Annotated in this window: 11 protein-coding genes; 6 read left to right on the forward strand and 5 right to left on the reverse strand. The window is 24.3% G+C overall.

Going from position 1 to position 14,457, the window contains the following annotated elements:
• Positions 1–3: 3 nt before the first annotated feature.
• Positions 4–951 (reverse strand): ribose-phosphate pyrophosphokinase, encoded by a 948-nt coding sequence (locus tag AB4W62_RS00760; protein ID WP_367680049.1) that lies wholly within the window; start codon positions 949–951, stop codon positions 4–6.
• Between the two features lie 317 nt (positions 952–1,268).
• Between AB4W62_RS00760 and prfA the strand changes: the two genes are divergently transcribed.
• The 6 genes from prfA (at position 1,269) to pta (ending at position 7,732) form a co-directional block, all read left to right on the forward strand.
• Complete coding sequence (prfA, locus tag AB4W62_RS00765; protein ID WP_367680050.1) at positions 1,269–2,354, forward strand: peptide chain release factor 1; 1,086 nt, start codon at positions 1,269–1,271, stop codon at positions 2,352–2,354.
• Positions 2,351–2,515, forward strand: coding sequence for a hypothetical protein (locus AB4W62_RS00770; RefSeq protein ID WP_367680051.1), 165 nt, complete (start codon positions 2,351–2,353; stop codon positions 2,513–2,515). Before prfA ends, AB4W62_RS00770 begins: the two co-directional genes overlap by 4 nt.
• A 5-nt stretch (positions 2,516–2,520) precedes the next feature.
• On the forward strand, positions 2,521–3,183 hold the full coding sequence (prmC, locus tag AB4W62_RS00775; protein ID WP_367680052.1) for a peptide chain release factor N(5)-glutamine methyltransferase: 663 nt from the start codon (positions 2,521–2,523) through the stop codon (positions 3,181–3,183).
• Positions 3,184–3,382: 199 nt separating this feature from the next.
• A complete protein-coding gene (gene sirB1 / locus AB4W62_RS00780; RefSeq protein WP_367680053.1) occupies positions 3,383–4,192 on the forward strand; it encodes an invasion regulator SirB1 in 810 nt (269 codons plus the stop codon).
• Between the two features lie 188 nt (positions 4,193–4,380).
• On the forward strand, positions 4,381–5,586 hold the full coding sequence (locus AB4W62_RS00785) for an acetate kinase (protein WP_367680054.1): 1,206 nt from the start codon (positions 4,381–4,383) through the stop codon (positions 5,584–5,586).
• 34 nt (positions 5,587–5,620) lie between these two features.
• Positions 5,621–7,732: a phosphate acetyltransferase gene (pta, locus tag AB4W62_RS00790; protein WP_367680055.1), complete on the forward strand. Its 2,112-nt coding sequence runs from the start codon at positions 5,621–5,623 to the stop codon at positions 7,730–7,732.
• 42 nt (positions 7,733–7,774) lie between these two features.
• Here the strand turns inward: pta and yfaE are convergent, their stop codons facing one another.
• The 4 genes from yfaE to gyrA form a co-directional block, all read right to left on the reverse strand.
• A complete protein-coding gene (gene yfaE / locus AB4W62_RS00795; protein ID WP_367680056.1) occupies positions 7,775–8,038 on the reverse strand; it encodes a class I ribonucleotide reductase maintenance protein YfaE in 264 nt (87 codons plus the stop codon).
• 5 nt (positions 8,039–8,043) lie between these two features.
• Complete coding sequence (gene nrdB, locus AB4W62_RS00800; RefSeq protein ID WP_367680057.1) at positions 8,044–9,174, reverse strand: class Ia ribonucleoside-diphosphate reductase subunit beta; 1,131 nt, start codon at positions 9,172–9,174, stop codon at positions 8,044–8,046.
• 45 nt (positions 9,175–9,219) lie between these two features.
• Positions 9,220–11,505, reverse strand: a complete 2,286-nt coding sequence (nrdA, locus tag AB4W62_RS00805) for a class 1a ribonucleoside-diphosphate reductase subunit alpha (RefSeq protein ID WP_367680058.1) — start codon at positions 11,503–11,505, stop codon at positions 9,220–9,222.
• A 218-nt stretch (positions 11,506–11,723) separates the two neighbouring features.
• Positions 11,724–14,255 (reverse strand): DNA gyrase subunit A, encoded by a 2,532-nt coding sequence (gyrA, locus tag AB4W62_RS00810; RefSeq protein ID WP_367680059.1) that lies wholly within the window; start codon positions 14,253–14,255, stop codon positions 11,724–11,726.
• Positions 14,256–14,457 lie beyond the last annotated feature (202 nt).

Below are 14,457 nucleotides of genomic sequence, written 5' to 3' on the forward strand. Positions count from 1 at the left end.
TTTTTAATGTTCAAACATAGCAGAAATAGATTCTTCATTGCTAATTCTTCTAATAGCTTCTGCTAACATTCCTGATAAAGTTAATGTACGTATATTTGAAAGAGATCGAATAGAATTTGATAGTGGAATTGTATCACATACAATTACTTCATCTATAACAGAATTTTTTAAATTTTTTTCAGCATCTCCTGAAAAAATAGGATGAGTAGCATAAGCAAAAACTTTTCTAGCTCCTCTATCTTTTAATGCTTCAGCAGCTTTACATAATGTTCCAGCAGTATCGATGATATCATCTACTAACACACAATCTCTTTTTTCTACATCTCCTATAATGTGCATTACTTGAGAAACGTTAGTATTAGGTCTTCTTTTATCGATTATAGCCATATCAGTATCGTGTAATAATTTTGCTATTGCTCTTGCTCTAATTACTCCTCCTATATCAGGGGAAACAACAATAGGATTCTTAAATTTTTTTTTCAACATATCTTCTAATAAGATTAAACTACCGAAAACATTATCTACGGGAATATCAAAAAATCCTTGAATTTGTTCAGCATGAAGATCAACAGTTAATACACGATCTACTCCGACTATAGATAAAAAATCTGCTACTATTTTAGCAGTAATTGGAACACGGGCAGAACGAACTCTTCTATCCTGTCTAGCATATCCAAAGTAAGGAATAACAGAAGTAATTCTTCCTGCTGAAGCACGCCTTAAAGCATCTACTATTACAACTAATTCCATTAAATTATCATTCGTTGGAAAACAAGTAGATTGAATTATAAATATATCTCCTCCTCTTACATTTTCATTAATTTGAACACTAATTTCCCCGTCACTAAATCTTTCTACTGTAGCATTACTTAAATGTAAAAATAATCTTTCAGCAATACTTTGAGCTAATTCTGGAACGGAATTTCCAGAAAATAATTTTATATCATGCATATAATTTCTCTTATAAAAATTATTTAAAATAATAGATATTTAGATGGTAAAGTGTAAGTTACTTTTAAAGAAAGAAGTTAAATTATTTTTTTATAAAAAAAATATTTTTTAAAAAAAATTATTTCTAAATATTTATTTTTTTAAAAAAAATTATATAAATTTTATTTTAAATAAATAATATAGTTAGTATTATATACTAAAAAAAAAATTTTAAAATATTTTATTATTCGCATGTATAATGTTTATAATAAAATAACTATAAATTTTTTTAAAATTTAATTCTAAAAATGATATCGATTAAAAATAAATGGTGATTTATGAAACCTTCTATGATCTCTAAATTAGAAATTTTATATGCAAGATATAAAAAAATAGAACTTACTTTATCAAATATAAATCAAGTTTCTAATAAAAAAAAGTTACGAGACTTATCAAAAGAATATTTAAAAATTTCTAAAATAGTTCAGTATTTTATTAATTGGAAAAAGTATAAAAAGGATATCAAGGCAACAAAAAAATTGTTAGGAGATATAGAGATAGGAAAAATGGCAGAAGAAGAAATAAAGAAACTAAAATTCTATAAACATTCTATAGAAAAAAAAATAAAAATTTTATTATTACCTAATGATCCTTACGAAGGAAAAAGTTGTTTTATTGAGATAAGGTCTGCCACCGGAGGAGATGAAGCAGCAATATTTGCTGGAGATTTATTTAGAATGTATAGTAGATATTCTGAAATAAATCGTTGGAAAATTGATATTTATAACATGAATGAAAGTGAAAAGGGAGGATTTAAAGAAATTATTGTTAAAATAACAGGTAAAGAAGTATGTAAAAAATTAAAATTTGAATCTGGAGGACATCGTGTTCAAAGAGTACCAGAAACAGAATCACAAGGAAGAATTCATACTTCCACATGTACAGTTGCTATTATGCCAGTTTTACCTGAATCAGAAGAGTTTAAAATTAATTCATCAGATTTAAAAATAGATACTTTTCGTTCTTCAGGAGCAGGAGGACAACATGTAAATACTACGGATTCTGCAATACGTATAACTCATGTTCCTACTGGACATGTTGTAGAATGTCAAGATGAAAGATCTCAACATAAAAATAAAGCAAAAGCATTATCAATATTATCAGCTCGTATTCATGCTGCTGAACTAGCTAAAAAAAATGCTAAAAATGCTTCTATGAGAAAAAATTTATTAGGTAGTGGAGAACGATCTGATAGAAAAAGAACGTATAATTTTCCTCAAAATAGAGTAACAGAACATCGCATTAACTTAACGGTATATCGTTTAAATGAGATATTAGATGGAAAGTTAGATATTTTGATTAATCCTATGTTAGAAAAATATCAAGTAGATATTTTTTCTTCTTCATTAAAAGAAAAAAAATGAAAATTAAAAATTGGTTAAATTTAGCAGAAAAGAAATTAATAAATAGTAATAGTTCTAGATTAGATGCTTTATTAATATTATCTTACGGAATAAAAAAATCTTTTACTTGGCTTATGAATTTCCAGGAAAAAAAAATTAAAGATAAAGAAAAAAAAAAATAAATACTTTGTTAAATCGACGTATTTTATGTGAACCAATAGCATACTTAATAAAAAAAAAAGAATTCTGGTCATTACCCTTTATTGTTTCCCCTGTTACTTTTATTCCTAGGCCTGAAACTGAAATTTTAATTGAAATTATTGATTCTATGTGTAATAAAAATTACAAATATCATATATTAGATTTGGGAACAGGATCTGGGGCAATTGCTTTATCTTTAGCAAAGATATTACCAAAATCTTATATAACAGGAGTAGATAATAGCTATCAAGCGATAAAAATCGCTCGGATAAATGCAAAAAAATTATTAATAAAAAATATATTTTTTAAATTAAGCAATTGGTTTTCTTCGTTAAATAAAATGGCTTTTAATATTATAGTTAGCAATCCACCTTATATTAATATTACAGATTTTCAAAAATTAGAGCCTGATATTTTTTTTGAACCTTATTCAGCTTTAGTATCTCCTGATGAAGGATATTTTGATATTAAAAATATTATACAACATTCTCAAAAGTATTTATTAAACAAAGGTTGGTTATTAATAGAGCATGGTTCTACTCAAAAAAAAATTGTAAATAAACTCATGAATTTTAATAATTTTAAAAATGTTCATAGTTATAAAGATTATCAAGGGTTTTATCGTGTTACAATAGGACAGAAAAAGTAAACTTTTAGAACAAATATAAGAAGTTTAATTCTTTTTTAAAATTCAGTATGATATTTTTTTTATAAAAATTAAATAACTAACAAAATATTTGGTAAATATTGAATTTATTTAGTTTAACTAATAATTAAAAAAAATTATAAATAAAAACGTATTCTGTATTTTAAAAATATTAATTTAAATAAATATTATTGAGAGTAATATGAAAATTTTTTCTAATATTGATTTTTCTAAACAATCAATTTTTGAATCTATGGTAGTTGCTTTTCAGTTAATCAGAAAAAACTTTCCTACCGAGCAAGTAATAAAAGAATTAAAGTCTCGGATAGAAGAAGTAAAATTCTATATTAGAAATGAGAAAAACAATATTGATAAATTAAAAAAAATGCTAAAAATATTTTATCTTAAATGGGGGTTTGGAGGGGCAAAAAAAAAATATAAATTATCTGATGTTTTATGGATTGATAAAGTATTACAAACACGTCAAGGAACGGCTGTTTCATTAGGAATAATTTTACTTTATATGGCAAAAGAGTTAGAGTTGCTACTAACTCCTGTTATTTTTCCAACTCAGCTTATTTTAAGATCTGATTTAAAAAACAAAAAACCATGGTTCATTAATCCATTTAATGGAGAGACTTTAGATGAACATATATTAGAAGTTTGGTTAAAGGGAAATATTAGTCCAACAGCTATATTATATAAAAATGATTTAAATCAAGCTAAATCGTTAACAGTAATCAGAAAAATATTAAATACATTAAAAGCTGCATTAATGGAAGAAAAAAAAATGGAATTAGCTTTAAATGTAAGTAATTTATTAATTCAATTAAATCCTGATGATCCTTACGAAATTAGGGATAGAGGTTTAATTTATGCTCAATTAGAGTGTGGAAAAGTTGCTTTAAGTGATTTATCTTATTTTGTTGAACATTGCCCTGAAGATCCTATTAGTGAAATTATAAAAGTTCAGATACATTCTATAGAGCAAAAAAGAACAACTTTTCATTAAAAATAAATCTAATAAAAAAACTTATTTAGTTTAAATTTAAATGATTTGAATAATCATATTAAATATAATTTTTTTATAGTTAATAAATAGATTATTATTAATTTTTTTATAAATGTAAATAAACATATTTTTTTTATTAATATAATTTTTTTTAATAGAACATTTTTTATAGGTTAGGTATTTATTATATGCATAAAAAATTAGTACTTATTATTAATTCAGGAAGTTCTTCATTAAAATTTTTATTAATTAATTCTAAAAATTATAAAAAATTTTTAACAGGAATTGTAGAATGTTTGTATTTAAAAAATACAAACATTTCTTGGAATACGAAAAATATTTCTATTAAAAATTTTTATTTAAAATCTTATACAACTCATCAAGAAGCTCTTGAATTTATTGTTAATGATGTACTTAAAAAGAAAATGAATATTTTTAATAATATTATTGCTATAGGTCATCGAGTAGTACATGGTGGAAAAGAAATAAAAAATTCAGTTGTAATAGATTTGTCAATAATAAATATTATTAAAAGATCTTCTTGTTTTGCTCCTTTACATAATCCTGTAAACTTATTAGGTATTACGACACTGATTAAAATATTTCCATCTCTTAGAAAAAAAAATGTAGCTGTATTTGATACTTCTTTTTATCAAAAGTTGCCAGAAACAGCATATTTATATGGAATTCCATACATTTTTTATAAAAAATACGGCATTCGAAGATATGGAGCACATGGAATTAGCCATTCATATATAATGAAAAAATCAGCTGAAATAATAAATAAAGATATAAAATCTATAAATATTATTTCTTGTCATCTAGGAAATGGTGCTTCAGTATCGGTTATAAAAAATGGTATTTGTATTGATACTTCCATGGGTTTAACTCCATCGGAAGGATTGGTTATGGGTACACGAAGTGGAGATATTGATCCATCTATCATTTTTTATTTGTATGAAAAAGTAAATATGAAAATAAAAGAAATTAAAGATTTATTAACTAGAAAATCTGGAATTTTAGGTTTAAGCGAAGTAACCAGTGATTTTCGATTTTCTGAAAAAAAATATTTTTTCGATAAAAAAGCAAAACGCACAGTAGATATTTTTTCTTATAAATTAGTGAAATATATTTCTTCTTACTTTTTTTTAATAGCAAAAGAAATAGATGCGTTAGTTTTTACTGGTGGAATAGGGGAAAATTCTATTTTAGTAAGAAAATTAACAGTTTTACAGCTATCAAATTTAGGATTTGAATTATGTGAAAAATTTAATAATAAAAATGGTTTTAAAAGTAATTTCCGTATCAGTTCAAAAAAAAGTATACCTATTTTAGTAATTTCAACAGATGAGGAGTTAGAAATTGCAAAGGAAACAATTCGTTTAATTAATTAAAACTATAAATATGTAATAAGGTTAAGAGGTTTTTATGTCAAAAGCAATCATGTTAATTCCCATTGAAGAAAATGTAGGTTTAACCACTGTTAGTTTGGGAATTATTTCTGCACTTCAAAATAACTACTCTGTTATTAATTTTTTTAAGCCTATTGTTAATAGTAATAATAAAAAAAAAATAGATCATAGTTCTCAACTTATTAGAAATAACCATTCTATTTCTATTATAGAACCTATTTTTCAAAAAATAAATAATATAAGATATGAAAAAAATTTTTTTTCTAATTTAATTGAAAAGATTATAGATAAATATAAAAATTATAAAGATAATGCAAAAATTACTTTAATTGAAGGAATCAATATAAAAAACAGTTATATATCGAATGAATTAAATTTTAAGATAGCTAAAATTTTAAATGCAAATATTGTGCTAGTAGCAGCATTTAAAAATGTAAATTATTTAAGTAAATTAAAAAAAGAAAATTTAGATAGTTATCTTTATAAAAATGTTAAAGGTGTTGTTTTAAATAAAAAAAATGAGCCTTCTTTTTTAAAAATTGAGAAAAATATTAAAAAATTTGATTTTTTTTATCAAAAAAGAATTTTTTTAAAAAACTATTTTCCAAAAAAAATAAAATGTTTTGATAATATAGTTTCTATTCCTTGGAATATGACGTTGTTAGAAACTCCAATATTAAATATTATTAGATATATAAATGCTTTTATAATTTGTAAAAAAAATAAGACAAACAATATTTTGATAAATAAAATCAAAATTTTAAAAAATAATTTTAATCATCTTGAAAAAGAAAATATTTCAAATTCATTAATTATTATTGAAAATAGTTTATTAAATATTTTTAAGTTTTATATAATTTCTTTAAATAAAAAAAATATTAATTTTTCTATATTAGTAACATCTGGGAATATAAAAAAATATTCTTTATATTTAAGTTTTTTAGAGATGAATATTCCAATATTTTTTACTTATCTTGATAGTTATGAAGTTTTAATTTTATTAAAAAATTTTAATTTTAAGTGTGATCCGAAAGATTTTATAAGAATCGAAAAAATAAAAAATTATACAAAATTATTTTTTAGTAAGAAATGGATAAAGAAAGTATTAGAACAAAAAAAAAATAGTTCTTATATAGTTTCATCTGAATTTTTCAAATATCATTTAAAAAAAACTGCTATTTCATTAGGAAAAACAATTCTTCTTCCTGAAGGAAATGATCCTAGGATTATAAAATCAGCTATTATATGTAATAATCTAAAAATAGCTAATTGTATTTTATTAGGAAATATAAATGAAATTAAAAAAATTGCTTTAAGCAATAAAATTTATTTAAATAAAAATATTCAAATTATAGATCCAGAGACTATTAAAAGAAAATATGAAGCAGATTTAATCGAAATATATAAGAAAAAAAGAATAGATGTAAAAAATGTTAAAGAAGATATTAAAAAAAATATTGTTTTGGCAATGCTTTTATTATTAAACGATGTAGTAGATGGTGTAGTTGCAGGAGCTACAAATACTACTGCTGAAGTAATTCGTACGGCACTGCGAATTGTTAAAATATCTAGTAAATATAAACTTATTTCTTCTATATTTTTTATGTTATTAAAAGAAAATACTTTAATTTATTCTGATTGCGCTATTAATCCTAATCCTACTTCTGATCAATTATCAGAGATTGCTATACAATCATTTGATTCTGCTAAAATTTTCGGTATAGATCCAAAAATAGCGATGCTTTCATATTCTACAGGTTTATCAGGAGGGGAAAATATTCTTATTGAAAAAATAATACTAGCAAAAAAGATTTTGAATAAAAAAAGACCAGATATTCTGGTAGAAGGTCCTATTCAATATGATGCAGCAATAGAACCTAAAATTTCAAAATTGAAATTTCCTGAATCTTCTTTAAAAGGAAAAGCAACAGTTTTTATTTTTCCAGATTTAAACAGTGGTAATATAGCCTATAAAGCTGTTCAAAATTCTACTCATTCTATTTGTATAGGACCTATTTTACAAGGAATAAGAAAACCAGTTAATGATTTATCTAGAGGATCATCGGTTGATGATATTGTCTATACAATAGCAGCAACTGTTATACAGTCGAAAAATAAAAAAAAATAAAAATAAATATAAATATAAATATATTTTTTTAAAGTAAAAATTTTAAATTTTAATTTCTATATTTGTATCAATAATACAACAACAAGGTAAGATTTCCCCTGGTTTTAAAAAAGCTAATGGAATAAAATTTTTATATAAAATTTTTCCTTTTTTAAGAAAAATACGGCATATTCCGCAGTATCCTTTTTTGCATTGATATTCGGTTTTAATATCATTAGCAAGTAATATTTTTAACAAAAAAATTTTTCTTTTTTTAACAAAAATTTTTTTATTTTTATTAATTAATATTATATGACTATTAAGCATTTGTTTTATAATTCAAAAGAATCAAGATCATTATCTAGTAACTCCGAATTTATTTGTCCAACTAAATAAGAACTAACTTCTACCTCTTGAGGAGCCATTTGTACATTATCGGAAGATAGCCATTGATTAATCCACGGTATAGGGTTTGATTTTTTTTCAAAAGGTTGTGGTAATCCTACAGCTTGCATTCTAATATTTGTAATATACTCAATGTATTGGCATAAAATTTCTTTATTTAATCCTAACATAGAACCGTCTGAAAATAAATAATTAGCCCACTGTTTTTCTTGTTCAGCAGCTTTTAAAAAAATTTTATAACATTCACCTTTACATTCATTAGTTATATCTGCCATATTTTCATTATTTTTTTTATTTTGTAAAATATTAATTATATGTTGAGTACTAGTTAGATGTAATGCTTCATCTCTAGCTATTAATCGAATAATCTTTGCGTTTCCTTCCATAATTTCTCTTTCGGCAAAGGCAAACGAGCATGCAAAACTAACATAAAATCTAACAGCTTCTAAAGCATTTACACTCATTAAACATAAATATAGTTTCTTTTTTAGATGGTTTAGATTAATAATCTTTTTTTGATTATTAATATTTTGAATACCTTCTCCTAATAAATGCCAGTAGCTTGTATATTGGATGAAGTCATCGTAATAAAAAGAAATATCTTTAGCTCTATTAGATATTGATTGATTACTTATAATATCTTCAAATATTAATGAAGGATTATTTGTTATATTTCTAATTATATGAGTATAAGATCGAGAATGTATCGTTTCAGAAAAGGACCAAGTTTCGATCCATGTTTCTAATTCAGGTATTGAAACAACGGGTAAAAAAGCTATGTTAGGGCTTCTTCCTTGAATTGAATCTAATAAAGTTTGATATTTTAAATTGCTTAAAAAAATATGTTTTTCATGTTTTGGTAAATTATAAAAATCTATTCGATCTTTAGATAAATCTATTTCTTCTGGCCTCCAAAAAAAAGAAAGCTGTTTTTCTATTAATTTTTCAAAAATTATATATTTTTGTTGGTCATATCTAGAAATATTAACTGATTGTCCGAAAAACATTGGTTCTTGCAAAGGATCATTTTTTTTTTTTGAAAAAGTTGTATAAGTCATATAGAAATCCCATAAAATAATTAATTTATATTAAGAATAACGTTCTTATAAATTACATGCTCCGCTTTCACAACTTTCTTGTTGCATGCGATAACTAAAGCTGTTTGTTTTATTTATATTTCCTTCTCTTGTATTTTGATAATACAAAGTTTTTATTCCTAACTTATAAGCAGTTAGTAAATCTTTTAGTAATAATTTCATAGGAATTTTTCCATCTGGAAATTTTCCAGGATCATAATTAGTATTAGTGGAAATAGATTGATCTATAAATTTTTGCATAATTCCAACTAATGTAAGATATCCGATATTATCAGGTATATCCCATAATAATTCGTATTTTGATTTTAGCTTTTTGTATTCTGGAACAACTTGTTTTAACATACCATCTTTGGATGCTTTAATGCTAATAAATCCTCTAGGAGGTTCGATTCCATTCGTTGCATTTGATATTTGAGAAGATGTTTCTGAAGGCATAATGGCAGATAATGTAGAGTTTCTTAATCCATATTTAGATATTTTTTTTCTTAAGAAATCCCAATTTAATAGTAAAGGTTCATTACATACTATATCGATTTCTCTTTTATAAGTGTCAATTGGAAGTATTCCTAATGAATATTTTGTTTGCTTGTATAATGAACAAGTTCCCTTTTCTTTTGCTAAATTACAAGATGCATTTAATAAATAATATTGAAAAGCTTCAAACGTTTGATGGGTTAATTTATTAGCGCTTCCATCAGAATATTTAACATTATTTTTTGCAAGATAATAAGCGAAGTTAGTTACTCCTACTCCAATTGCTCTTCTTCCTAATGCTCCAATTTTAGCACTTACTATCGGATATTCTTGATAGTCTAATAAGGCGTCAAGAGCTCGAACAATTAAATTAGATAACTCTTCTAATTCTTTAATATTTTTTATTTTTCCTAAATTTAACGCCGATAATGTACATAATGCTATTTCTCCATTTTCATCTAAAATATTTGATAATGGTTTAGTAGGTAAAGTTATTTCTAAGCATAAGTTAGATTGTCTAATAGGAGCTACTTTTGGATTAAAAGAACTATGAGTATTACAATGATCTACATTTTGTATATATATTCTTCCTGTAGAAGTTCTTTCTTGCATTAATAGAGAAAATAAATCTATTGATTTAATTTCTTTTTTTTTAATTTTTTTATCTTTTTCATATTTTACATATAGTTCTTCAAATTTTTTTTGATCAGAAAAAAAATAATCATATAACAAAGGAACATCCGATGGACTAAATAAACTAATTTTTTTTCTAGATAACATTCTTTGATATAATAATTTATTAATTTGTATAGCATAATCTACATGTCGTACTCGATTATCTTCTATTCCTCTATTATTTTTTAAAACTAATAAGTTTTCTACTTCTAAATGCCAGATAGGATAAAATAAAGTTGCAGCACCTCCTCTTACCCCACCTTGAGAGCAAGATTTAACAGCTGTTTGGAAATATTTATAAAAAGGTATACAACCGGTATGGAATGCTTCACCTCCTCTAATAGGACTTCCAACTGCACGAATTTGTCCTACATTAATTCCTATTCCTGCTCTTTGAGACACATACTTTACAATTGAACTTGCAGTAGCATTAATAGAATCCAAGTTATCAGCGCATTCAATTAAAACACATGAACTAAATTGTCTAGTAGGAGTTCTTACTCCAGCCATGATAGGAGTTGGTAAAGAGATTCTAAAAGTAGAGATAGCATCATAAAATTTTTTAATATAAAATAATCTATTTTTTTGAGAATATTTTGAAAATAAACAAGCAGAAATAAGTATATATAAAAATTGAGGGCTTTCGTATATTTTTCCTGTAACTCGGTTTTGAACTAAATATTTTCCTTCTAGTTGTTTTACAGCAGCATATGAGAAATTCATATCTCTATTATGGTCAATAAATGTATTCATAATATGAAATTCTTTTTTTGAAAATTCATTTAATAGTTTCTCATCATATTTCTTCAGTAAAACATTATTTTTAACATGTTCATATAATTTAGGAGGAGTAAATTTTCCATATGCTTTTTTTCGAAGATGAAAAATAGATAATCTAGCAGCCATATATTGGTAATCAGGTACTTCTTTAGAAATTAAATCAGCAGCTGCTTTAATAATTGTTTCGTGAATATGAATTGTTTTAATTCCATTATAGAATTGTATTCTAGAACGTAATTCTACCTGAGAAATTGAAATGTTATGAAGCTTATTTGAAGCCCAATTCAATACTTTGTGAATCTTATCTAAGTTAAGAACTTCTTTTCTTCCATTTCTTTTAGTTACTAATAGATTCGAATTCATATTAAATATGCCTATTATTAATAATAATTTATATAATTTTTCTGATAATATGAAATATTTTTTTTAAAATATTAAAGTTTTTTTTGATTTGGTAATATAAAAAAAAGTATTTTTTAATTAAAAAATATTAATTCTTATCAATATAAATAAAAAAAGTAGCATTACCATATGAATAGTAATAAATTTGTAATGCTACTTATAGATAAATTTTTTATTTATTAGATTTTGTAAAATGATTCGTCAATTCTTTGTAAAGCGACTACTTTTTCTTTTTTGTTTGTTCGAATTAAAATAACTCCTTGAGTGTTTCTTTTTAGATTACTAATTTCTGAAACTCTAGTTCTTACAAGCGTTCCTGCATTGGTAATCATCATAATTTGATCATTTTCAGAAACCTGAATCGCGGCAATCATTGCTCCATTTTTTTTTGTAATTTTTATAGCTATAATGCCTTTTGTAGATCTTGATTTTATTGGAAAATCAGCAATTTTAGTTCTTTTCCCGTATCCATTTTTAGTTACCATAAGAATGTTTCCCTTTCCTTTAGGAACAATTAAAGAGACAATATGATCTTGATTTTTAATTTTAATTCCTTTTACACCTGAAGCTGTTCGTCCCATTTTTCGGACAAATTGTTCAGAAAAATGAACAATTTTCCCAGAAGCAGTAAATAACATGATGTTATCTTTTCCATTTGTTAAAGCTGCTCCTATAAGTTCGTCTTCTTTTTTTAAGTTTACAGCAATAATTCCTGAGTTTCTAGGTTTACTAAATTCTTTCAAAGAAGTTTTTTTTACAGTTCCTTTAAGAGTAGCCATGAAAACATTAATGTTATCTTTATAGTTAGAAACTGGTAGAATAGCAGTTATTCTCTCTTTTGAACTTAATGGTAAAATATTTATTATAGGTCTTCCACGAGCATGTCTGCTAGTTTCAGGAAGTTGATATACTTTTAGCCAGTATAGTATGCCCGTACTAGAAAAACATAAAATTGTATCGTGTGTATTTGCTACTAATAAAATTTCAATAAAATCTTCTTCTTTAATGCGAGCTGCTAATTTTCCTTTTCCACCTCTTTTTTGAGCTTCATAGTCAGAAATAGGTTGATATTTTACATATCCTGAATGTGAAAGAGTAACAATTACCTTTTCTTGAGTGATAATATCTTCAATATTTATATTTTTATGATTTTTATGAATAATTGTTTTTCTTTTATCATTGAAAGATTGTTGAATATTAATTAACTCTTTTTTTATTATACTGGTTAGTTTCTCCGGTTTTTCTAAAATAAGATTTATTGCTTTTATTTTTTTTGTTAAATCACAGTGTTCTTCAAAAATTTTTTTTTGTTCTAAAGAAGTTAATTTCTGCAAACGAAGTTCTAATACTGCTTGAATTTGTTTTTCAGTAAAAAAAGTTTTCGTATCTTTGATTTCAAAATTTTTTTTTGTTAATTTCAAACATTTTTTTGATTCTTCATGAAGATTATTTTTGTTAGATAATAAGAACTCCTTTGAAATTAATAATTTTTTTGCTTCCATAGGTGTTTTAACACTTTTGATTAACTTAATAATTTCATTTATATTTATTAAAGCTAAATTTAATCCTTCTAAAATATGAGTTCTTTTCCGATATTTTTTTAATTTAAATAAACATTTTTTTGTAACTATTTTTTTTCTATGTAAAATAAATTGTTTTAAAATTTCTTTTAAATTCATAGTTTTTGGTTGTCCATTGCATAATGCAACCATATTAATTCCAAAAGAAATTTGCAAAGATGTTAAAATATATAATTGATTTAGAATAATTTCTATTATTGCATCTTTTTTAGTTTCAATAACGATTCTCATTCCATCTTTATCAGATTCATCTCTTAAAGCAATAATTCCTTCTACTTTTTTTTCCTTTACTAGCTCTGATATTTTTTCAATTAATTTTGCTTTATTAACTTGATAAGGTAATTCATAAATAATAATGGATTTTTTTTTCAATTTTTCATTAACTTCAATTTTACTTTGAGCGCGAATGAATATTTTTCCCTTTCCGGTAGCATAAGCCTCTTTTATTCCAGAGCAACCATTTATAATACCTGCTGTAGGAAAATCAGGACCAGGTATATGCTGCATTAAAGTATTTACATTAATTTTATTGTTTTCAAGATAAGCTAAACATCCATTAATAACTTCTTTTAAATTATGGGGAGGGATATTAGTAGCCATTCCTACAGCAATTCCAGAAGTTCCATTAATTAATAAATTTGGAATTTTAGTTGGTAAAATTTCCGGAACAATTTCTGTTCCATCATAATTAGGAATAAATTTCACGGTATTCTGATCTAGGTCACTTAAAAGTTCATGAGCAATTTTAGACATTCTAACTTCTGTATATCGCATGGCTGCTGCAGTATCACCATCAATAGAACCAAAATTTCCCTGTCCATCGACTAACATATATCTTAAAGAAAATGGTTGAGCCATGCGGACTAGAGCATCATAAACCGAGGAATCTCCATGAGGATGATATTTTCCTATTACATCTCCAACAACTCTAGCTGATTTTTTATAACCTTTATTCCAGTCGTTATTTAAAACTTTCATAGCAAATAGTATTCTTCTATGAACTGGTTTTAATCCATCTCGAACATCAGGTAAAGCTCTTCCGATTATTACTGACATTGCATAATCTAAATATGATTTTTTAAGTTCTTGTTCAATATCGACCTGTTTAATTACTTTAGCAAGGTCTTTCATAAATTTTTTTTCTCTTTATATTTTATTCCTTGTTTTGAAAGTATAAAATTATACCATAATGCAATTGTTCGGTGAATCTAAAGAAAACTATTCTTTTTATAAAAGTTAATAGTTATTAGTTAAATATTAAGGATTAATATTTTTTATTTTTATAAAAAAAAACTTTTAAAAAAAATTTTTATTAAAAATAATTAACATTATA

The sequence above is a fragment of the Buchnera aphidicola (Mindarus abietinus) genome (assembly GCF_964059085.1).
Lineage (GTDB): Bacteria > Pseudomonadota > Gammaproteobacteria > Enterobacterales > Enterobacteriaceae > Buchnera_A > Buchnera_A aphidicola_C.

What these genes read in the sequence shown, in the direction of transcription:
- AB4W62_RS00760 (WP_367680049.1), bottom strand. Translation starts at nt 951, where the DNA reads ATGCATGATATAAAATTATTTTCTGGAAATTCCGTTCCAGAATTAGCT.
- prfA (WP_367680050.1), top strand. Translation starts at nt 1,269, where the DNA reads ATGAAACCTTCTATGATCTCTAAATTAGAAATTTTATATGCAAGATAT.
- AB4W62_RS00770 (WP_367680051.1), top strand. Translation starts at nt 2,351, where the DNA reads ATGAAAATTAAAAATTGGTTAAATTTAGCAGAAAAGAAATTAATAAAT.
- sirB1 (WP_367680053.1), top strand. Translation starts at nt 3,383, where the DNA reads ATGAAAATTTTTTCTAATATTGATTTTTCTAAACAATCAATTTTTGAA.
- AB4W62_RS00785 (WP_367680054.1), top strand. Translation starts at nt 4,381, where the DNA reads ATGCATAAAAAATTAGTACTTATTATTAATTCAGGAAGTTCTTCATTA.
- pta (WP_367680055.1), top strand. Translation starts at nt 5,621, where the DNA reads ATGTCAAAAGCAATCATGTTAATTCCCATTGAAGAAAATGTAGGTTTA.
- yfaE (WP_367680056.1), bottom strand. Translation starts at nt 8,038, where the DNA reads ATGCTTAATAGTCATATAATATTAATTAATAAAAATAAAAAAATTTTT.
- nrdB (WP_367680057.1), bottom strand. Translation starts at nt 9,174, where the DNA reads ATGACTTATACAACTTTTTCAAAAAAAAAAAATGATCCTTTGCAAGAA.
- nrdA (WP_367680058.1), bottom strand. Translation starts at nt 11,505, where the DNA reads ATGAATTCGAATCTATTAGTAACTAAAAGAAATGGAAGAAAAGAAGTT.
- gyrA (WP_367680059.1), bottom strand. Translation starts at nt 14,255, where the DNA reads ATGAAAGACCTTGCTAAAGTAATTAAACAGGTCGATATTGAACAAGAA.